This window comes from Rhodococcus sp. SJ-3 (assembly GCF_051918125.1).
GTDB lineage: Bacteria > Actinomycetota > Actinomycetes > Mycobacteriales > Mycobacteriaceae > Rhodococcus.
Genome location: NZ_CM123306.1, coordinates 3,760,716 through 3,781,990, shown reverse-complemented (window position 1 = coordinate 3,781,990; position 21,275 = coordinate 3,760,716). Strand labels below are relative to the sequence as shown.

At 66.3% G+C, this 21,275-nt stretch carries 17 protein-coding genes and 1 tRNA gene; 8 read left to right on the top strand and 10 right to left on the bottom strand.

Annotation, left to right across the window (positions count from 1 at the left end; translation table 11 throughout):
• Position 1: 1 nt before the first annotated feature.
• The 7 genes from ACTDXD_RS17635 to ACTDXD_RS17605 form a co-directional block, all read right to left on the bottom strand.
• Positions 2-895 carry a glycosyltransferase family 2 protein gene (locus tag ACTDXD_RS17635; protein WP_440123593.1) on the bottom strand — a complete coding sequence of 298 codons (894 nt, stop codon included), beginning with the start codon at positions 893-895 and terminating at the stop codon, positions 2-4.
• A gap of 220 nt (positions 896-1,115) precedes the next feature.
• A complete protein-coding gene (locus ACTDXD_RS17630; RefSeq protein WP_440123592.1) occupies positions 1,116-1,778 on the bottom strand; it encodes a MazG family protein in 663 nt (220 codons plus the stop codon).
• 7 nt (positions 1,779-1,785) lie between these two features.
• Entirely contained in the window at positions 1,786-5,442 is a 3,657-nt protein-coding gene (mfd, locus tag ACTDXD_RS17625) for a transcription-repair coupling factor (RefSeq protein ID WP_440123591.1), read from the bottom strand.
• A gap of 84 nt (positions 5,443-5,526) precedes the next feature.
• Positions 5,527-6,147, bottom strand: a complete 621-nt coding sequence (locus tag ACTDXD_RS17620; RefSeq protein WP_440123590.1) for a PIN domain-containing protein — start codon at positions 6,145-6,147, stop codon at positions 5,527-5,529.
• A 25-nt stretch (positions 6,148-6,172) separates the two neighbouring features.
• On the bottom strand, positions 6,173-6,502 hold the full coding sequence (locus ACTDXD_RS17615; RefSeq protein ID WP_440123589.1) for a helix-turn-helix domain-containing protein: 330 nt from the start codon (positions 6,500-6,502) through the stop codon (positions 6,173-6,175).
• Positions 6,503-6,511: 9 nt separating this feature from the next.
• Positions 6,512-7,150, bottom strand: a complete 639-nt coding sequence (locus ACTDXD_RS17610) for a ScbR family autoregulator-binding transcription factor (RefSeq protein WP_440123588.1) — start codon at positions 7,148-7,150, stop codon at positions 6,512-6,514.
• A 204-nt stretch (positions 7,151-7,354) separates the two neighbouring features.
• On the bottom strand, positions 7,355-7,948 hold the full coding sequence (locus ACTDXD_RS17605; protein WP_054715858.1) for a TetR/AcrR family transcriptional regulator: 594 nt from the start codon (positions 7,946-7,948) through the stop codon (positions 7,355-7,357).
• A gap of 210 nt (positions 7,949-8,158) precedes the next feature.
• Between ACTDXD_RS17605 and ACTDXD_RS17600 the strand changes: the two genes are divergently transcribed.
• From ACTDXD_RS17600 to ACTDXD_RS17580, 5 genes are all read left to right on the top strand, one after another.
• Positions 8,159-8,230, top strand: a tRNA-Gln gene (locus ACTDXD_RS17600).
• Between the two features lie 80 nt (positions 8,231-8,310).
• Positions 8,311-9,789, top strand: a complete 1,479-nt coding sequence (gene glmU, locus ACTDXD_RS17595) for a bifunctional UDP-N-acetylglucosamine diphosphorylase/glucosamine-1-phosphate N-acetyltransferase GlmU (protein WP_440123587.1) — start codon at positions 8,311-8,313, stop codon at positions 9,787-9,789.
• Positions 9,786-10,763, top strand: coding sequence for a ribose-phosphate diphosphokinase (locus tag ACTDXD_RS17590; protein ID WP_169687776.1), 978 nt, complete (start codon positions 9,786-9,788; stop codon positions 10,761-10,763). Before glmU ends, ACTDXD_RS17590 begins: the two co-directional genes overlap by 4 nt.
• A 32-nt stretch (positions 10,764-10,795) precedes the next feature.
• Positions 10,796-11,425: a DUF2461 domain-containing protein gene (locus ACTDXD_RS17585; RefSeq protein ID WP_440123586.1), complete on the top strand. Its 630-nt coding sequence runs from the start codon at positions 10,796-10,798 to the stop codon at positions 11,423-11,425.
• Between the two features lie 182 nt (positions 11,426-11,607).
• On the top strand, positions 11,608-12,273 hold the full coding sequence (locus ACTDXD_RS17580; RefSeq protein WP_440123585.1) for a hypothetical protein: 666 nt from the start codon (positions 11,608-11,610) through the stop codon (positions 12,271-12,273).
• 63 nt (positions 12,274-12,336) lie between these two features.
• On the opposite strand, the gene ACTDXD_RS17575 is transcribed toward ACTDXD_RS17580, so the two are convergent.
• The 3 genes from ACTDXD_RS17575 to ACTDXD_RS17565 form a co-directional block, all read right to left on the bottom strand.
• The gene (locus ACTDXD_RS17575; RefSeq protein WP_440123584.1) at positions 12,337-13,431 is read right to left on the bottom strand and encodes a hypothetical protein; all 1,095 of its coding nucleotides are present in this window, start codon (positions 13,429-13,431) and stop codon (positions 12,337-12,339) included.
• Between the two features lie 134 nt (positions 13,432-13,565).
• On the bottom strand, positions 13,566-14,519 hold the full coding sequence (locus ACTDXD_RS17570) for an alpha/beta hydrolase (protein WP_440123583.1): 954 nt from the start codon (positions 14,517-14,519) through the stop codon (positions 13,566-13,568).
• 38 nt (positions 14,520-14,557) lie between these two features.
• Positions 14,558-16,207 (bottom strand): flavin-containing monooxygenase, encoded by a 1,650-nt coding sequence (locus ACTDXD_RS17565; RefSeq protein ID WP_440123582.1) that lies wholly within the window; start codon positions 16,205-16,207, stop codon positions 14,558-14,560.
• A 239-nt stretch (positions 16,208-16,446) separates the two neighbouring features.
• Between ACTDXD_RS17565 and ACTDXD_RS17560 the strand changes: the two genes are divergently transcribed.
• The 3 genes from ACTDXD_RS17560 to ACTDXD_RS17550 all read left to right on the top strand — a co-directional run bounded on the left by ACTDXD_RS17560 (position 16,447) and on the right by ACTDXD_RS17550 (position 21,258).
• The gene (locus ACTDXD_RS17560; RefSeq protein ID WP_440123581.1) at positions 16,447-18,717 is read left to right on the top strand and encodes an ATP-binding protein; all 2,271 of its coding nucleotides are present in this window, start codon (positions 16,447-16,449) and stop codon (positions 18,715-18,717) included.
• A 151-nt stretch (positions 18,718-18,868) separates the two neighbouring features.
• On the top strand, positions 18,869-19,483 hold the full coding sequence (locus ACTDXD_RS17555; RefSeq protein ID WP_440123580.1) for a hypothetical protein: 615 nt from the start codon (positions 18,869-18,871) through the stop codon (positions 19,481-19,483).
• Between the two features lie 2 nt (positions 19,484-19,485).
• On the top strand, positions 19,486-21,258 hold the full coding sequence (locus ACTDXD_RS17550) for a GMC family oxidoreductase N-terminal domain-containing protein (protein ID WP_440127680.1): 1,773 nt from the start codon (positions 19,486-19,488) through the stop codon (positions 21,256-21,258).
• Positions 21,259-21,275 lie beyond the last annotated feature (17 nt).

The window sequence follows — 21,275 nt, the reverse complement described above, 5'->3', positions numbered from 1 at the left end:
TTCATTCCTTCGCGAGCTCGGGGGCGCCGCCACGGGACAGGGCTTGGGCGACATAGCCGGACATCCCGGAGTTGTGTCCGCGGAGGACGGTGCGCAACACCCTGATCCCGTCACGGACAGCGTGGAGGTTCGATTTGCCCGACCGGCGAGGCATTTCCAAGCTCGGAACCTCGACCACGCGCAGACCGCCCTGCATCGCGTGCACCACCATTTCGGCCTCGATCTCGAATCCCGACGCGGAAAGCGACAGGAGCTCGAGGTAGCGGCGGTGGAATGCGCAGAAGCCGTAGCACAGGTCGGTGAGTTCGGCGTCGTAGAGAGTGTTGAAGACGGTGAGCAGGAAGCGGTTGCCGAGCCGGCGGAAGGGGGTGATGTCGAGCGAACCGCCACCCACGATGAACCGCGAGCCCTTGACGAAGTCGAATCCGTTGTTGAGGAAGTACAGGTAGTGGCGGATCTCCTGGGGTGCCATGCTTCCGTCTGCATCCATCATCACGATGATGTCGCCGGTTGCCGCAAGGAATCCCGTCCTGAGCGCGCTGCCCTTGCCGGTGCCTTCCTGAGGCACAACCTTGATGTCCGACCGGCAGCTACTGGCGGTGATGAGGGTCGAGTCGGTCGAGTTCCCGTCGACCAGGATGATCTCGCCGATGTCGTCGGTGATCTGCTCGAGCACCCAGGCGATGTTCCGTCCTTCGTTTCTGACCGGGATGATCAGGCTGACGGTGGATCTCTGCGCGGGGGGAGCTGCGTCGACGCGATCGTGACGTGCAGTACCGGTGACGCCGTTGGACGATCGAGCGGGGCTTCCCGGCCGGAAATGTTCGGTTGGGTCGACCATCCGCGTCGATGACGCTTCGGTCACGAGCCCGTTGGGTGGGCGTACCTGGGTCATGCTGGACTCCGATCTGCTCTGGGCACGGCGCTCTCGGGCGCGTGTGGCAAATTCCGCTTGTCCGAACCCGACACTCGGAGACCGGAGATTGCCTTTCCCGGTGATTAACATGTCGTAGATACCATAGTAAGCTACAAAACAGTATTTGAGTTTGTTTTAAAGCGAGAAATAATCTTTACGTCTTCTGTGCTTAGAAAAACGCGGGATCGGCAGATCGAGCTCAGCGCCGCCAGTGGCGACGCCACGCCTCAGCATCGTGTGGTGGACCGGCCTGACCACCGCCGCCCGCTGCGGAGACCTCGGCCCCACGAATGTCCGCGACGAATTCCAGGACGATTGCGCGAAACACCGACTCCGTATCGCCGGAGTCGCGGACACGCACACACCTGAGACCATCCGGCACGAGATCGTCGGGCAACCCCGCCCGTCGCGCCCGCTCGAGCACCTTGTCGGCCAGTGCCAGCGCCGGTTGCGCCATCGCGATACCGTCGAGACACGACGGTCGCGCCTTCTCGGCCGCCTTCGCCGCCTCCCACGCCGCTTCCTGTTCGGCGACGTCGAGCGGACCGGTGTGCCCGTTGGTCAGGTGCGGGCTACGGGCAGCCAGCTTCGCGACGAGTGTCGCGGCCACGTCGTCGACGGTGAACTCCCCCGCGGCCTCCGCGATCCGCGAGTGGAACAGCACCTGCAGCAACAGGTCTCCGAGTTCTTCACGCAGAGAGTCGGGATCACCGGAATCGATGGCGTCGAGAACCTCGTAGGTCTCCTCGACCAGATACCGCCGCAGGCTCTCGTGCGTCTGAGTGACCTCCCACCCACCGAAGGACCAGAGCCTGTCCATCACCTCGGCGGCTCTGCCCAGAGCGTCCCCGGTGTCCGTCATCGCCGGCTCAGACCTGCGCCGCGGACTCGACTCGCACATCCACCGACCCCTGCGGCTTACCGTCCATCGCAAGCAGGAAATCGGCGATGAACTGGAGCAGTTCGACATCGCGCACGCGATCGGATGCGATCCCGCCGGTTCGCGGCAACGGCAGCTGCACGATGCCGCTCGTGGCACGGTACTGCGCCGTCGGGTAGAGGCGCTTGAGCCGCATCTGCTTCGAGTCGGGAAGCTCCATCGGCGAGATCTTCAATTGCGTGCCGGTGACCGCCAGTTCCTCGAGCCCGTACTCACGCGCGAGCAACCGCAGCTTCGCTACCGAGACGAGTCGGCGCACCTCCTCGGGTAGCGGACCGTAACGGTCGACCAGTTCGTCGATGACCGCACTGATGGCTGCGTCGTCCGTGGCAGCGGCGAGCTTCCGATACGCCTCGAGCCGCAGGCGGTCGGAGGTGACGTAGTCGGCGGGGATGTGCGCATCGACAGGAAGATCGACCCGCACCTCCTTCGGTGCCTCGTCCGTCGTGATCGGCGTGCCATCGGCGGCGGCGCGGAACGCCTCGACTGCCTCGCCGACGAGCCGAACATACAGATCGAAGCCGACACCCGCGACGTGGCCGGACTGCTCTGCACCCAGCACGTTTCCGGCGCCGCGGATCTCGAGGTCCTTCATCGCGACCGCCATACCGGCACCGAGATCGGAGTTCTGCGAGATCGTCGCGAGCCGGTCGTATGCCGTCTCGGTGAGCGGCTTCTCGGGCGGATAGAGGAAGTACGCGTAGCCGCGCTCGCGGGAACGCCCTACCCGGCCGCGCAGCTGATGCAACTGCGACAGGCCGAGCGCGTCGGCACGCTCGACGATGAGGGTGTTGGCATTGGAGATATCGAGTCCGGTCTCGACGATCGTCGTACACACCAGCACGTCGAATTCGCGTTCCCAGAACCCCTGCACGGTCTTCTCGAGGGTGTCCTCGTTCATCTGCCCGTGCGCCACCACGACCCGCGCCTCGGGGACGAGTTCGCGAATCTTCTTGGCGGCCTTATCGATCGAACTGACCCGGTTGTGGACGTAGAAGACCTGACCGTCGCGCAGCAGCTCGCGACGGATAGCGGCAGCCACCTGCTTGTCGGCGTACCCGCCCACGTACGTGAGAATCGGGTGCCGCTCCTCGGGCGGAGTGAGGATCGTCGACATCTCACGGATCCCCGCCATGCTCATCTCGAGTGTGCGCGGAATCGGGGTCGCGGACATGGTGAGCACGTCGACGTGGGTGCGCAAGGCTTTGATGTGTTCCTTGTGCTCGACACCGAAGCGCTGCTCCTCGTCGACGATGACGAGGCCCAGATCCTTCCAGCGCACCCCGGTCTGCAGGAGACGGTGGGTACCGACGACGATATCGACCTCACCGTCGGCCATGCCCGCGAGAATTTCCTTGGAATCGCCGGGGTCGGTGAATCTGCTCAAGCCCTTGACCGTCACCGGGAACGCCGCCATCCGTTCGGTGAAAGTCTGGAGATGCTGCTGCGCGAGCAGTGTCGTGGGCACCAGCACCGCAACCTGTTTGCCGTCCTGCACTGCCTTGAATGCCGCGCGAACCGCGATCTCGGTCTTGCCGTATCCGACGTCGCCGATCACCACGCGGTCCATCGGCACCGGCTTCTCCATGTCGGTCTTGACCTCCGAGATGACCGTGAGCTGGTCCTGTGTCTCGGTGAAGGGGAAGGCGTCCTCCATCTCCTTCTGCCACGGAGTGTCGGGGCCGAACTGGTGACCGGGCGACGCCTGACGCGCCGCATACAGTCGGACCAGCTCGCCTGCGATCTCTCGAACCGCCTTGCGGGCCTTCCGTTTCGTGTTGGCCCAGTCGGAACCGCCCAGCTTGCTGATCGCGGGCAGTTCACCGCCGACGTAGCGGGAGAGCTGATCGAGTGATTCCATCGGGACGAACAAACGGTCGCCCGGCTGGCCACGCTTGCTCGCGGCGTACTCGATCACAAGGTATTCGCGGCGGGCGCCGCCGACAGTGCGTTCGACCATCTCGACGAAACGACCGATACCGTGCTGGTCGTGGACCACGTAGTCACCGGCGGTGAGCGCGAGCGGGTCGACCTGGTTGCGACGCTTGACCGGGGACTTGCGGCCTTCCACCGCGGTGACACGGTTGCCCGTGAGGTCCGCTTCGGTCACCAGCACGAGTCCCGGCACCTGATTGTCGCCGTTGCCTGCGAGGACGATCCCCTCGTGCAGCGCGCCCTTGATGACCCCGACCTGCCCGCGGACGGGTTCGGCTCCGGGTTCGAGCTTGGCCGCAGGGACCTCGTTCTCCTTCAGCCGCTCGAGAATACGCAGCCCGGTGCCGGTGCCTGCAACGACGATCGCGGCACGACCACCGGTGGTGACGTGCGCACGCAGATTGACGAACAGCATCGACAGCAGTTCCTCGGACCCGCGCACCTCGGGTGCCGATTGCACTTCGAGCACCGTTTCGGTGTCGGCTCCCGACGCGAGCGGCGACAGCGTCCACCACGGGGTGCCGTTCGCCTGCGCGGCCTCGCGGACCTGCCGCAGCGACCGGTACGACGACGCCGCGAGATCCATCGGCTTGCCGTCGACGCCCTTGAGGTTGCCCGCGTCCAGGGGTGCAGCACCGCCTATCGATGCGGCCGTCCACGACGCCTCCAGGAACTCCTGGCCGGTGCGCATCAGGTCGGTCGCGCGGGTCCGGACCTTCTCCGGATCGCACAGCAACACGTGCGTACCGGGGGGCAGTACGTCGGTGAGCAGCTGCAGTTCGCCGGTCTGCAGGACGGGCAGGAGCGCCTCCATGCCCTCGACAGGAATGCCACCTGCCATCTTGTCGAGCATCTCGACCAGCGAAGCGTCGGCGGGGTTGTCCTTCGCGAGCTGCGCCGCGCGTTCCTTGACGGTCTCGGTGAGCAGAAGTTCGCGGCAGGGGGTGGCGATGACCGTGGGCACCTCGACATCGGCGATCGATCGCTGATCGGCGACGGAGAACGGACGCAGCTCAGTGACCTCGTCGCCCCAGAATTCGACGCGGACAGGGTGGTCGGCCGTGGGCGGGAAGACATCGAGGATGCCGCCGCGGACAGCGAACTCACCGCGTTTTCCGACCATGTCGACGCGCGCATAGGCGAGTTCGACGAGCCGCTCGACGAGGGTGTCGAAGTCGTGCTCGGAGCCGACCCGCAGGGTCACGGGTTCGATTTCACCGAGGCCGGGCGCCATGGGCTGCACGAGAGAACGCACGGTCGCGACGATGACGCGCAGTTCGGAGCCGAGGTCGCGGTCGTCGGGTCGTGCCAGCCGGCGCAACACCTGCAGTCGCTTACCCACGGTGTCGGCGCTCGGCGACAGGCGCTCGTGCGGCAAGGTCTCCCACGACGGGAACTGCGCGACGGACTCACCGAGCATCTCCGCGAGTTCGGCGGTGAGATCATCGGCTTCGCGGCCTGTGGCAGTGACGACGAGCAGCGGGGCCTTCTCGGCAAGGGCTGCGGCGACGAACGGACGCACGGCAGGCGGCGCGACCAGTGCTTGCTCGGCGGATCCGGCGAGTTCGGAGACCTTCCGGAACTGATCGTCGGCGAGCGCGATCCGCGCCAATCCGGACAGAGGGGTGGCGGCCGGGGACACAGCGGACAAGGAAAGCGCTCCTGAGTGTGAGACGAAGACCGTGACAAGTCTATGCGGTGGGGCCGACATGTGTGGACGGCCAGGGCCCCGGCGCTACCGGAACCGCGCCTCGTCCGCATAGGCGGCGAGGAGCCCGGCGCAGCTGGGGCCGAGTTCCCGCCCCGCCCACGCCGAGAGCCGGCCGAGCAGTTCGGCGTCGGTGGGAGCATCGGCCTCGACGGCCTCGGGAGCCCGCGACGGGTCGGGCTGCGGTGGCAGCCAACGGCGCCGCACCAGAGAAAGGAGGGTGCGCTGCGCGGCCTCGGGAGCCGCGTCGAGAACGAAGGTGACGAATGCGTCGGCGGTCCACGGTTCGACGTCGACCCGTTCGAGTGCGTCGGCCAGGGCGGGGGTCTGGGTGACGACGGCGTCGGCGTGGGAGAGCAGCGCCACCGACATCATGTGTGTCTCCGCGGGGTCGACGACATACGGCACCTCCCGCAGCACGGTCGCCGGCCACGTCACCCTCGCCTCGGGGAACGCGCGCTCGAGCTCGGCGAACAGGTAGTCCCGTGTCGCGCGGGACAGATCCGCAGGAAGCCGGCGGTCGACCTCCGCAATGATGCCGTCACTCCAGAAGGGTTGGCAGTGGCCGTCTTCGGCGAAGGCCAACGCGATGTCACGAACTCGTGGCCGGACCAGCGCAGTCGCCCCCAGTACCACCCGGACCGGCACGGCTGTCCCCCTTTTTCGTAGATCGTCAGAACTCGTCGTACAGGCCTTCTCGCCGAGACAGTTCGGCGAGGCTGTCGAGCACCTGGGTGCGGATCCGGCTCTGCCGCTCGGCGAGGGCCAGCACATCGGCACGCGACACCCTGCGGTGCAGGCCGTGGAACTCTGCGGGTAAGGCACCGGAGTCGATCAGTCGTGCGACATGATGCCGTGAACTGCCGAGGACCTCCGCTGCTTGCCCGACGGTCAACAGTGCGGGCACCGCCGAGAAGGTGATCGCGGCGTCGGGGCCGAGGTCGTCGATGGCGCGCGCGAGTGCGCTCGGGGCCTGCTTCGCGTCGAAGGGTCCGAAGTTCACAGCGCGACCCTACGAGACGCGCAACCGCCGCGACACGAACTGGAGGAAATAGCCGAGTTTGTCTGCGGGGACGAGCGCGGGCAGCATGATCGACCACATCGATTCGATCTGCTCGGTCAGTTGCTCGTTCCTGCTGAGTGCGGCGGCCACGGTGCGCGCACCGATAAGGGACTGCAGGAGCAGATACGCCAGAGCATCGACGTCGATCGAGGGCTCCAGGTCGCCTTCGTCGTGGGCGCGCTGCATGAGCTCGAGCATGGACGTGAACCATGAGCCGAACGGGGCTACCTCGTTGCCGTGGTAGTCACCGATCTCCACGACCAGCCGGAACATCGCCCGCACGATCCGGTCGGATTCGGACAGGCTGGCGTTGAGGACGGACACTTCGATGGCGGTTTCGAGTGCGGGCGCACGCTGTTCCATCTTGCTGCGCGCAGCGGCGGCGAATCGTTCGCAGCCTGCATCGATCACACCGCGGGCGAGCTCCTCCTTGGAACCGAAGTGGAAGTACAACGCGCCCTTGGTGACGCCTGCTTCATCGATGATCTCGTTGAGGCTCGCATTGGCGTACCCGAGCCGCACGAAGACTTCCGCTGCGCCACCGAGTACCGCTTCGCGCGTTACTTCCGCCCGAACCTGGCGCCCCATTCCACCGCCTCCTCGCTCGATGACCGTGTCGGCTGAGCCAGCGAAGCCGACGGCAGGTACGAAATCAGCAAGTATGCCTCACATGCACCTCGATGTCGCCCCTCATAGACGACGTCTTGCATACCGTAACATCCCAGGACAGACCGCATACATGCCACATAGGGCGCAAAACCGGCTCACTCCAATGGACATTCGTCCAGTGGTTCAGTCGGTTCCGAGCGTCGGATCGGCCTCGAGCCGGGTCAATCCGTTCCAGCACAGGTTGACCAGATGCGCGGCCACCACTTCCTTCGAAGGAGTCCGCTCGTCGAGCCACCACGTGGCGGTCGTTGCAACCATGCCCACCAGCGCCTGCGCGTACAACGGCGCGAGTTCGGGATTCAGTCCCCGCCGCGAGAAGTCCCCGGTGAGCAACTGGCCGACCTGACGCATGGCCTCGTTGAGCAAACTCGAGTAGGTGCCTTCCTCGGCCGCCATCGGCGAGTCACGCACCAGAATGCGGAAGCCCTCGGTGCGTTCCTCGATGTAGGTGAGCAGGGCGAGTGCGGCCCGCTCGACGCGGACGCGCGACCGGTTGCGCGTCAGGGATTCGGTGACCATCGACATCAGGATCGTCATCTCCCGATCCACGACCACCGCGTAGAGGCCTTCCTTACCTCCGAAATGCTCGTACACGACAGGCTTGGACACTTGCGCCCGCTGCGCGATCTCCTCGATGGACGCACCCTCGTATCCCCGCTCGGCGAACAGGGCACGGCCGATCTCGATGAGTTGCTCCCGCCGCTGGGTACCGGTCATGCGGGTGCGCGGATTCCGTTCGACCGGGGGTTGCGATGATCGCGACACCTGACTCCTTCTCCCCACGGCACCACACCGGGACCGTCGTTCGGTTGCTCCGTGTCACCCTAGCGATACCCGCGGAGCGGGCCCCCACATTCGACGTCCGTGCGGTCGCATGCGAAGATCGGGGACGCATACTTCGGAGCTCGGGCTCCGAGGGTGTCGCAGTCCGCCGTGGTGTAATCGGCAGCACCTCTGATTTTGGTTCAGATAGTTCAGGTTCGAGTCCTGGCGGCGGAGCGGGGACATTTGCCGGAGCCACGAGCTCCAGTGCGCACGTCGTCGGGGCGTGTGCACGCACGCCGCGCCGAGGGAGCTACATGCAAGTGCAGACCGCGATGATCGTCCTGGCCGCCGGAGCGGGAACGCGAATGCGATCCAAGACGCCGAAGGTCCTGCACGCACTCGGCGGCCGCTCGATGCTCTCACATTCTCTGCATGCCGCCTCCGCGGCCGACCCGAGCCACCTCGTCGTGGTGGTCGGGCACGAACGGGAACGCGTCGAGGCTGCCGTCTCCGACATCGCGAACGAACTCGGCCGCACCATCACCCTCGCGGTCCAGGACGCCCAGAACGGAACCGGGCACGCCGTCCGATGCGGTCTGACGCAACTCCCCAAGGACTTCACCGGGACCGTCGTCGTCACCGCGGCCGACGTGCCACTGCTCGACGCCGACACCATCGGTGAGCTGCTCCAGGTACACGCCGATCCCGAGCCCGCCGCAGTCACCGTCCTGACCACGACGGTGACCGAACCCACCGGCTACGGACGCATCATCCGCACCACCGACGGCGACGTCGCCTCGATCGTCGAGGAGAAGGACGCCACCGCTGCCGAGCGCGCCATCACCGAGGTCAACTCCGGGGTGTACGCATTCGATGCCGCCCGGCTACGGACCGCGCTCGGCGAGCTGGGCACCGACAACGCACAAGGTGAGCTCTACCTGACCGACGTGATCGGCATCGCGCGCCGCCACGGCGACATCGTCCGCGCGGTACACACCGACGATGCGCTGCGTGTAGCCGGTGTCAACGACCGCGTCCAGCTCGCCGCACTGACATCAGAACTCAACCGGCGCATCCTCGAGCGCTGGATGCGCGACGGAGTGACCGTCCTCGACCCGTCGACGACGTGGGTGGATGTCGAGGTCGTTCTCGCCCCCGACGTGACCCTGCATCCCGGCGTCCAGCTCTGCGGACGCACCGTGATCGCGGAGGACGCCCGGATCGGCCCCGACACCACACTCACCGATGTGCAGGTGGGTTCGGGGGCATCCGTGATCCGCACCCACGGCTCCGAAGCGGTCATCGGTGCGCACGCAACCGTCGGCCCGTTCACCTACCTGCGCCCCGGCACCGAACTGGGCGCGCACGGTAAGCTCGGCGGATTCGTCGAGACCAAGAACGCGCAGATCGGTGCCCACTCGAAGGTCCCCCACCTCACCTACGTCGGCGACGCCGAGATCGGCGAACATTCCAACATCGGCGCGTCGAGCGTGTTCGTGAACTACGACGGGGTGGAGAAGTACCGCACCGTGGTGGGATCACACGTCCGCACCGGGTCCGACACGATGTTCGTAGCGCCGTTGAACGTCGGTGACGGGGCCTACACGGGTGCCGGGACGGTGCTGCGTCGCGACGTTCCGCCGGGGGCACTCGCGGTGTCGGGTGCGCCACAGCGCAATATTGAGGGGTGGGTCCAGCGAAACCGCGCTGGGACCGCGGCTGCCGAGGCAGCATCGCAAGCACAGCAAGCAGAGCACGAAAACGAGCGTCAGAAGGACGGCCAGGACCAGTGACCAATTGGATCGACAACCAGAAGAACCTGATGCTCTTCTCCGGCCGGGCACACCCCGAGCTGGCAGAGCAGGTCGCTAAGGAACTCGGTGTCCCCCTGACCCCGCAGACCGCCCGCGACTTCGCGAACGGCGAGACCTTCGTCCGTTTCGAGGAGTCCGTCCGCGGCTCCGACGCATTCGTACTGCAGAGCCACCCGTTCCCGCTCAACGAGTGGGTCATGGAGCAGCTCATCATGATCGACGCGCTCAAGCGTGGTTCGGCCAAGCGCATCACCGCGATCCTGCCGTTCTACCCGTACGCGCGCCAGGACAAGAAGCACCGCGGTCGCGAGCCCATCTCTGCCCGTCTCATCGCCGACCTGCTCAAGACCGCAGGCGCCGACCGCATCATCACGGTCGACCTGCACACCGACCAGATCCAGGGCTTCTTCGACGGCCCGGTCGACCACATGCACGCGCAGGGCCAGCTCGCCGAGTACATCCGTGGCAAGTACGGCGTCGACAACATCGCCGTGGTCTCCCCCGACTCCGGGCGCGTGCGTGTCGCCGAGAAGTGGGCCGACACCCTCGGTGGCGCTCCCCTGGCCTTCATCCACAAGACCCGCGACCCGCTGGTGCCGAACCAGGTGAAGTCGAACCGCGTGGTCGGTGAGGTCGAAGGACGCACCTGCATCCTCATCGACGACATGATCGACACCGGCGGCACCATCGCGGGCGCCGTCAAGATCCTGCGTGAGGCCGGTGCGGGCGACGTCATCATCGCCGCAACACACGGCGTGCTCTCCGACCCGGCCGCCGAGCGCCTCGCCGCGTGCGGCGCTCAGGAGGTCATCGTCACCAACACGCTGCCGATCCCGCCGGAGAAGCAGTTCGATTCGCTCACGGTGCTCTCGATCGCGCCGCTGCTTGCGCAGACGATCCGCGAGGTGTTCGAGAACGGCTCCGTCACGTCGCTCTTCAACGGCGTCGCCTGACACCCGGCGTCACCGCACGGCACACTGGCGGGATGTTCTCAGGATTTCCCGTCTCGGCGCTGGACTTCTACGAAGATCTCGAGGCCGACAACAGCAAGGCATTCTGGGCCGCGCACAAGGCCGTCTACGACGACTGCGTGCGCGGCCCGATGCTTGCGCTGCTCGGCGAACTCGAAGACGAGTTCGGCCCGGGCAAGGTGTTCCGTCCGTACCGGGATGTCCGGTTCAGCAAAGAAAAGACCCCGTACAAAACCCACCAGGGCGGCTACGTCGCGACGGGGCCGGGGGTCGGGTTCTACGTCGAGATCAATGCTGCGGGATTGCGGATCGCCGGAGGGTTCTATCACGGCAGTTCTGTTCAGCTCGCGACCTTCCGCTCCGCGATCGACGACGAGCGCCGCGGTACCGAACTCGAGACTCTCGTGCGCCGTCTGACGCGCACCGGTTACGAGATCGGTGGTGACCGGCTGAAGACCCGGCCCCGCGGCTTCTCCGCGGATCATCCGCGCATCGAACTGCTTCGGCACAGGGCGCTGCACGCCGGCCGCACCGATGTGTCGCCCCCGTGGCTCGACAGCGCCCGCACTCTCGACGAGGTTCGCGGCGCGTGGCGTTCTTTCCGCCCACTCGTGCAGTGGCTCACCGCTGCAACTGCGACCTGACCACCGAGCAAACCGGTCGGTATGCAAATACCGTGCGGCGCAATGCTTTGTCGTCATCCTCACGTCCTCCGGCCGTCGCCGCACGTACACGGATGATCTTCGTCACGCCGCCGCGAAACAGTGCAGGTCGGATCGGACCCCGGCCGACGGAGCCCCGGGGGTTTGACCTAAGGTGGCTCCTCGTGATCGACGCGCAGACTCTCGAGGCCCCCATGGAAACCCCGACAAATCGGATTGCGCGAAGGTGGTCGCCCGGCGCATGCGTGTGGTGCGGCGACACCGACTCGGTCGAAGAGTTCCGAAACGAACCCCGTTGCGCCACTTGCCTCCGCCACGAATCCGTGATCGACGAGGCCCGGCGGTTCATGGGCACGTACGGTCTGCGCCCCATCGGCGGAACCCTGCAGTCGGACGACGAGGAGGAGTACGAGCACCGGGTCGCCGCACGCGATGCACGCCGCGCGCTCAACGACATTCGGCTGGCCGAGCAGCCCGACCCCGCGCTCGTCCGTAAGGCGCTGCGTCCGCGCGCCGCAGCCATCGTCGCCGACAAGCCCGCCGCGACGAAGTCGAGTTCCGCATCGGGTTCGTCGGGTTCGGCGTCGTCGGCCCCGCGCCGCACCCCCGCTGCCGCCGCAGCGACCAAGAGCGTCGACCTGGACGAGATCCAGAGCCGCGCACTCGTGTTGCTCGATCAGCTCTCCACGATCGATGCACAGCTCGCGTTGGTCGCCGAACAGTCCGGTCTCGCGGCCCGTGCTCGTCGCAGCGATCTGGAGAAGCAGAAGGCGACGGTGCTGCGCACTCTCGCCGCATTGGAGAAGGCTCGGCTCAGCGCCGCGAAGTAGACACTCCGCCGTTTCGGGTCTCGGGTGCTTCGATCACGTGCCCGAGATCGCGACGGCGAGCCGTCAGGTGAGCGCACCGTCGGCAATGTCGACTGTCAGCGGGACCAGGTCGTCGCAGTTCGGGGTGTCGCTCATCAGGATCACCGCCGGGACGTTACGGCCGCGCGACCTGTTGTAGCGCTCGGCGCCGGGTCGATTGGTGTCGATCACCGATTCGATGGGCGCCGAGATCCGGCAGGAATCCCCTGTCTCGCGGACCTGCAAGGTGAGGCCTTCGAACGTCACTTCTCTGACGTCGTCGCGATCCGGCGGCGCGAACTCGGGTTCGAGTCCGTAGTAGATGCTCCATGACTCCGGCGCGACGCCGTCCTGGTGGGGAGTGAGGACACACCGATACGGGTCGCTGCCGATCTGCCATCCGACCAGTTCTTCGGGTGCGAAGCTGCCGACTATCTCGCACGGGTCTGCCGCTGCCAGCCGGATTCGGCCCGGACCGCTGGTCGGCCGCCCGGGCAGCGATGGCACGAGTGCCAGCGTCTCCGACAGAACATCTGCCGCGACCGCACATACCGGAACGCTTTCCCCGCTCGACTCCGCGGAGCGGTACTGCGTGACCGCGATCGTCGCGAACCGTGAGGGTGGTACCGCATCGGCTGTCACGGTGACGGGGATGTCGAGCGCGAATGTCAGCGTGCAGTCGAGGGAGTTCTCGTGGACGCTCGTGGTCCGATACACCTCGGTGTCGCCGAAAGACCGGTCGCGCTGGCCGTCGGTGGACGGCACAGGCGAGAGGTCGATGGTGACGTCCAGCTCGTCGTATTTCGCTCCCCCGGATGGATGTGCGACGGCGGTGCACGTGTCGAGCGCTCGTTGCGGTCCGAACTGACGTATTTCGCCGTACCGGGCAACCACCGGTTCCGGGAGCAGCCCGCACGGATCGAGTCGTCGTAGTCTTTCCGCGACCTCGAGGAGCATTTTGTCGGACGGGCCGATCGAGCGACTGTGGGTGTTGGGGGCGAGGTAGTCGACGGGGGCCGGTGGTGTCTCGACCGGGGTTCCCGCCATGACCGTTGCGCATCCGGTCAGGACCGAGGGCACGAGGATGCACGCGAGGACAGCAGCTGCCGTCGAACGCGCCTCTCCCCACACAGGGACCACCGACTTCCCAAGTATTCGTCAACCGATCGTCAAGGTCGACGGGCACCAACCTACGCCATTGTCCGCAGATCGGCCTCGCTCAGCGCGCGGCGTAGCGCGTGCTGAGCGAGGCGCGCTTCATGGTGCTCGGGTCATCACACCCCGCTGGGCTCCGTGATGGATCCCAGATAGTCGCACACTGCGGCGAGGACTTCACTGCTCCGAGGCACCGCTCCCGACATCCAGAACACACCGTGAACGAGCCCGCCGAATCGACGCACCGCGGTGTCGACCCCGGCTGCCTTCAGCTTCGCCGCGTAGTCCTCTGCTTCGTCGCGGCCGACCTCGTACTCGTTGGTGAGCACGAGTGCGGGTGGCAGCCCGCTCAGATCGTCGGCGCGGGACGGCACGGCGTACGGGTTGCCCGCGTCGCCGGGTCCGGGCAGATAGTGAGACCAGAACCAGTCCAGAGCCGGCTTCGTGATGATGTAGCCCTCCGCATATTCGCGGGCCGACGGGAAATCCGCGTTCGGGTCGATCACCGGATAGATCAGCACCTGCCCGCGCAATCGCGGCCCACCTTCGTCCCGGGTGCGCAGCGCGGTCACGGCTGCGAGGTTGCCGCCCGCGCTGTCGCCTGCGATCACGATGCAGTCCGGATCGCCGCCGAAGTCCACGATGTGAGCGGCAACCCATCTCAGCGCGGCCATGGCGTCGTCGGGCGCGGCGGGGAACTTGTGTTCGGGCGCCAGTCGGTACCCGGCGGACACCACGATGGCTCCCGTCCCATTCGCCATCGCCCGGCAGGGCTCGTCGGCGACGTCGATGCTGCCTCCGATGAAGCCCCCACCGTGCAGGTAGAGCACGACGGGCCGCGGTCCTGGCCGTTCGTGAACATGTTCGGGAACATATAGCCGCAGCGGAAGGTCCCCGTTTCCTCCCGGGTAGGTGAGGTTCTCGATTCGCGAGACTTCCTGCGCGGGCGCCTGAAGCCCGGTGAATGTGTCGACGACTGCGCGCGCCTGGTCGACGGAGAGTTGTTCGAACGAGGGCACCCCCTGCGAATTCAGGGAATCGATGAGCTGAGATACGTGTTCGTCCAGAGCCATGGGGAATCCTTCGTTGTCGGTGGTGGACAAGGGTGAGCTCAGGAGGCCATCGACACTTGGTGGGTATCCGCACCGGTGAGGGCAAAGCCCTCGTACCCGCGCTCGACCACCTCCGCGCACTTGGCCCGGTAGGTCGGGGCGCCACCGAGGTACACGAGGCACGCCCGCGGCTTGCCGTGGATGTTCGCGCCCATGTACCAGGAGTCCGTACCCGGCATCAGCGTCGCGTTCGCGAGCTCGGCGCAGTGCTCGACCCACAGTGTCTCGGCGTCTGCGAGCGGTTCGATGGTGTCGAGACCGTCGGCACGCAGGTCTGCGATGGCTTCGGCCGCGAAATCCACATGGTCCTCGATGGCCAACGGCATGTTGTAGAGCACGGACGGCGACTGCGGGCCGGTGATCAGGAAGAGGTTCGGGAAGTCGTGCATCATCAGGCCCAGGTAGGTGCGGGGGCCGTTCTCGAACTTGTCCTCGAGGCGGTGTCCGTCGCGCCCGACGATCCCCATCGCAAGGAGCGGACCGGTCATCGCGTCGAATCCGGTGGCGAGGACGAGGACATCGAGTTCGTGTTCGACGCCGCCGGTGCGCACACCCGCTGGGGTGATCGCGTCGATCGGCGCGTTCTTCACATCGACGAGGGTGACGTTGTCGCGGTTGTAGGCCTCGTAGTAGTCCGTCTCGAGCGGGGGCCGCTTCGTGGCGTACGGGTAGGTGCTCGGTGCAAGGAGCTTTGCGACCTCGGGGTCGTTCACCCGCTCGTGGATACGCTCGCGGATGTACTCGGATACGGTGTCGTTGGCCTCCTTGTCGAACAGGATGTCGCGGAAGCTGTCGATGAAAAGACGGAATCCACCGGCGTCCCACCTCTCGTCGAATACCTTGCGCCGCTCCTCCGCAGACACCGCGAGTGCGGAATCCTGAACTTGGTGGTACGGCACACCGAGAAAGTGATTGCGCGCTGCATCTCGCAATTGTCTGTAGTTCGCCTTCGCATGCGCGGTTTCTGCTTCGTTCGCGGGTGCGTTGCCGATCGGCGTCGCATAGTTCGGGGTGCGCTGGAAGACCGTGAGGTGACCGGCCTGCTTCGCGATCTCACTGATCGCCTGGATTCCGCTCGACCCGGTTCCGATGACACCGACCCGCTTGCCTGCAAAATCGACTCCGCCGTGCGGCCAGTTGCCCGTCATGTAGACCTCGCCTGCGAACGTGTCGATGCCCGGGAACTCGGGGGTCTTCGGCACCGACAGGTTTCCGGCGCCTGAAATGATGTACCTACTGGTCACGACCTCACCGGTGTCGGTGGTCACGGTCCAGAGGCGGGCTTCGTCGTCCCACACCACCGACTCGATACGCGTGTCGAACGTGATGTCCTTCCGGAGTTCGAAACGGTCGGCCACGTGTTCGAGATATCGCAGAATTTCGGGTTGCGCGGCGAACTTCTCACTCCAGGTCCACTCCTGCTGGAGCTCGTCGGAGAAGGAATACGAGTAGTGCACCGACTCGATGTCGACTCGGGCACCCGGATAACGATTCCAATACCAGGTACCTCCCACGTCACCCGCGGCATCGAAGACCCGAGTCGACAGACCCAGCCGGTCGCGGAACTTGTGTAGTGCATACAGCCCGGTGAAGCCGGCCCCCACTACGAGGACGTCGATATCGGGAGTCGCGGGACGGAATGTGGACATAGCTTCGCTCCTTGTGAAGTGCGGTGATGCAGGTCGCGAGGCCGGCGACCAGGTGGGCCGCTCGGGCCGATAGCAACCATGACGCACGTCACACACCCCCGGCACGGGGTGAATCACCCCCTTCACTACCTGTGTTGCACGACACACCCGGTGGAGTAAGTTCGGGCGGCAACCGGAAAACACAGGAGCCCGCCCTGCCTTCGAACACACTGCCTTCGAACACACTGCATCGCAGATCCATGACCAGCTTCGTCGGGCGCAGGCACGAACTCGACGCGGCTCGCGTGTGCCTGGAGCAGTCGCGGCTGGTATCGCTGGTCGGTCCCGGAGGTGTGGGTAAGACCCGGGTGGCCGAGGAACTCGTCGACCGCACCGCGCGGGTGTTCCGCGACGGGTCGGCATGGATCGATCTGGCCCCGGTCCGCGAACCGGATGCGGTGCCGTCCGCGGCCGCCGCGGCACTCGGGGTCACCGACCAGTCGAGCAAGCCGGTGGTCGGCAAGATCACCGACCGCGTCCGCGACCGGCACCTGCTGATCGTCATCGACAATTGCGAACACCTGCTGACACCTGCCGTCGAACTGGTTTCGCTCCTCCTCGCGGCGGCTCCCGAATGCCGGATCGTCACGACGACCCGTGAGCCGTTGCGCGTCGCCGGCGAGAAGATCTACGACCTGCCTCCTCTCGCTCTCCCGGAGCCCTCGGACCATTACCGCGCCGCGGAGGCCGCTCACTACGAGGCCGTCTCGCTGCTCGTCGAACGTGCACAGAACGTCATCGACGCTTTCGAGCTCACCGAAACCAATGTCGTTGCAGTGGTTCAGCTCTGTCGCAGACTCGACGGTATTCCGCTGGCCCTCGAGCTCGCCGCCGCGAAACTGCGCTCGCTCTCCCCGGCTCAGCTCGTCGAACGACTCGACCGCCGCTTCGCCCTGCTCACAGGTGGTGATCGGAACGCACTCCCCCGCCAGCAGACACTCCGGGCGCTGGTCGACTGGAGCTACGAATTGTGCTCCGCCCCCGAACGTTCGCTGTGGGCGCGATTATCGGTCTTCGCAGGCGGTTTCGATCTCGATGCCGTGGAGTCGGTGTGCGGGTTCGGCGATATCCCGGTCGAGGACGTCGTGGATCTGCTGGACCGGCTCGTTGCCAAGTCCCTCGTCGTCGTGGAGCGGTCGCCCGGGTCGGTCCGCTACAACCAGCTCATGACGGTGCGCGAGTACGGAAGCGAACTGCTCGACGCTGTGGCCGACACCGAGGCCGTCGGTCGCAGACACCGGGATCACTTCGCAGCACTCGCGTCGCGGTCTGCCCGATACTGGTGCGGTCCGGACCAATCCGAGCTTCTTGCGCAACTGCGGCGCGACCACGCGAACCTCATGGCCGCCCTCGATTGGTCGCTGCGCACGCCCGGAGAGGTGGCGATCGCAGCCGAGTTCATCGTGGCATTGCGTTACCACTGGATCGCAGGCGGCAATCTGTCGTACGGTCGGCGCCGGGTCGAGCAGGTGCTGGACCATCTGACCGATCCGGTGCGTGAACGCGGAGACGCACTGTGGGTGGCCGCGTGGATTGCATTGATCCAGGGCGACCGCGACGCCGCACGTCGGCATCTGGACGAATGCACTTCTCTCGCCGTCGCGCTCGATGATGGTGCGCTGCATGCGCATGCCGATCACTGGCTGGGTCTGCACGAGCTGTTCAGTGGTGACACCGCGCATTCGATCGCGCTCTACCGCTCAGCGATCAGGGTGCACCGCGACAACGACGATCCCGCGTCGACGCTCATGGCCGAGTTCCAGCTCGCGATGGCCGAATGCTACGAAGGTCTCTACGACGAGGCATTGGAGACGTGCAACCGCGTCCTCGAACTGGCGAATCGATACGGGGAGAGGTGGAACCGCGCGTACGCGTTGTGGGTGTCCGCGCTCGTGCACGTACACCGCGGCGACACCGCGAAAGCTGTGTCTGCCGCGCAACTGGCCTTACGGATACAGCAGCACTACAAGGACAAGATCTGCACCGCGCTGTCCATCGAAGTCCTCGCGTGGGCTGCGGTCGCCGATGCCGATGCCGAACGGTCGGCGCGCCTGTTCGGAGTCACCGCAGTCGTGTGGACGCGGCTGGGCACTACTGTGGCCGCGTTCGGCCCACACACCGCCGACGATTCGCGTGCCGCCCGCGAAGCGGCCCGTACGAAACTCGGCCACAACGCATTCGACAGGCTTTCGGCTCCCCCGGCCGACATGACGATCGATCAGGCCGTCCTGTTCGCGCTCGGTGAGCACACCGTCCCACCGAATCGCTCCGTCCGGGACACCTCGCCACTGACCAAACGCGAGTTCGAGATCGCCCGCCTCGTGGCCGACGGAATGAGCAATCGTGCCGTCGCCGACAAACTCGTCATCTCGCGCCGCACGGTCGACGGCCACGTCGAACGGATCCTCGCCAAACTCGGCGTCACGTCCCGGACGCGCATCGCGACGTGGGTGGCTGCTCGTGACGGCTGAGCCGCAGGTCGGTCGACGACAACGCGGCTGCGCACCCGTCGAGCAGGACTTCGAGACTGCCGTAGGCTTCGCCGGGACGGGAGGGAGCGGCGTGGAGACGCATACACAGTGGAGTCGACGACGATTCTTGGGAGGTGTCGCCGCGACCAGCGTGGCACTGACCAGCGTGGCCTGGTCGTTCACCGGTGAGGCCGCAGCGCGGCCGACGTCGCCGAACCCCTCCGTCCGCGACACGATCAACGGGATCCTCGCGTTCGTCGTCCCCGGAAACGATCCGTACTCGCAACACCAGGGCGTGTCGACCGAGGCGCCCGGCGGCGTCACACAGGGTGCCGCCGAGACCCTGGAGCGCACCTTCGATCTGGCCGTGCCGATCCCCCTGATCGACGTGCTCGGAATCGACGTCACCGGCTCCGCGGCGATCGCGGCACTGGTGAACCTTTTCGCGGTCACCGCCGCCCCGAATGCCGTTGCGGGACCGTTCGCATCACCGTTCGCGAACCTCTCGTACGCCGCCAAAGCGCGCGTGTTCGAACTCCTCGACACCGAGCCGCAGTTCCCCGGCCGCCCCATCGAATACGCGGTCAATGCCATTCCGACACTCGCTGCGTTCGTCGCCTACTCGGAGGTCTCGACGTTCGACGGAGCACGCCGCCAGCTCACCGGCCGCCCGGTGGGCTGGGAGCTGACCGCATACCAGGGCGTCAGCGACGGGTGGGACGAGTTCCAGGGTTACTACGGTGGCGTCGAACGCGTGGAGGAATGACGTTGACCGATGTGATCGTGATCGGCGCAGGCGGTGGCGGGCCGGTCGTCGCGAAGGAACTCGCCGCACGTGGACTCGACGTACTGGTACTCGAATCCGGGCCACGCTTCGAGGACCCCGAGAATCAGTGGACCCACTTCGAGAACGACGCGAACAACCCGATCACCGGGTTCCTCCGCGAAGGGCCGGGCGACCGATCCGAGGGTCCGTGGCTGCGCGATCTTCCGCAGAACTCGTTCGTATGGCAGGTCTCCGGTGTGGGCGGCGCGACACTCCACTATTTCGGTAATTCGCCCCGGGCGTACCCCGGTGTGTTCGAAGGATACGACGGCGCCGACCGCGACATGTACGACAACGAGCACCTGTTCCCCTTCGGCTACGAGGAACTACGCCGCTACTACGAATGGGTCGAGGCGACGCTGCCCGTGCAGACAGCACCGATGGGGACGAAAGAACAGGTGTTCCTGCGGGGTGCCGCGGCAATGGGTCTCCCCCACCAGATCTCGCCCGACACCGCCGGGCCTGCGCATCGCGCGCAGCAGAACGCGATCCTGCAGCCCGGCGGCACGGCCGGGCGCACCCGCGACCCCGCGCTGCTCCGTCACCCTCACGCCCGCGGATGCACCATGTGCGGCCACTGCTACCAGGGCTGTTACCTGCCGTTGGGTGCGCCGCGGAATCTGAAGGCCCGCCGCTCCACCGACAACTCGTACGTGCCGATGATGCTCACCGCCGATGCTTGGTCACCGCACGGCAAGTCCGCGACCCTCATGACCGGTGCCGGTGTCACCAAGATCCTCGTCCACGAGAAAGGCGGCGAGACGGTCGCGCACGGCGTGCGGTTCCGGACGGCCGACGGCGAGGAACACGAGGCGGAAGCGAAGGTCGTGGTGCTCGCCGCGGGCGCCATCGAGTCGCCGCGTCTGTGGCTCAACTCGGAGCTTCCCGACCCGGACGAATGGGTGGGTCGCGGGTTGACCGACCACTACATGGACGCGGTGTTCGGCGTCTTCGATGAGTACACGGGCGAGACGCGCGGCGCCGGTTCCAATGCGCGCGTGGATCTTCCGGGATACGGCGCAATCGAGCAGGTGGGTATGCCGCCGGCACTGCTGGCGTACTCGCTGGGCTACAGCGACTCCGGTATCCACGGCTATGGTCGCGCGGGCGGCGTGGTCGACAACGCGGGTGCCGACAGCCTCGGCCGGCTGGTCGGCCGCGATCTGCTGACCACGCTCTCCGATGCCGACCGTGTGCTCGGCGCACTGGTGATCACCGACGACGACGTCGAATCCGGCAACCGTGTGAGCGTACCCGGCCTGCTGCCCGCCGACGAGCACGGTGTCGTTCCTCGGGTGACGATGCAGCACCGTAAGAGGTCCGAACGCACCCGACGCAACCGGGAGTACTGCACCCGCAAGGCTGTCGAGCTGATGCGCGCGGCGGGTGCGAAATCTGTGCATCGCTGCGACTGGCCGCCGCTGATCCTGCACGCACAGTCGAGCATGAGAATGGGCCGCAACGAGAAGGATTCGATCCTCGACTCCTCCGCGCAGGCACGCTGGGTCAAGCAGCTCTACATCGCCGACAATTCGGCGCTCCCCAACAGCCTCGGCGGCCCCAATCCGACTCTGACGACACAGGCCCTCGCGACCCGCACCGCCGAGAAGATCATCGAGACGTACTTCGGTGGCGAAGGGTGGGTGGGACGCGAAACTCCGGTGTCGTCCATCGACGATCGGGTCACCCAGGCCGTGGTTGCGCAGGGGCTCTAGAGAGGAAGAAGACCTGG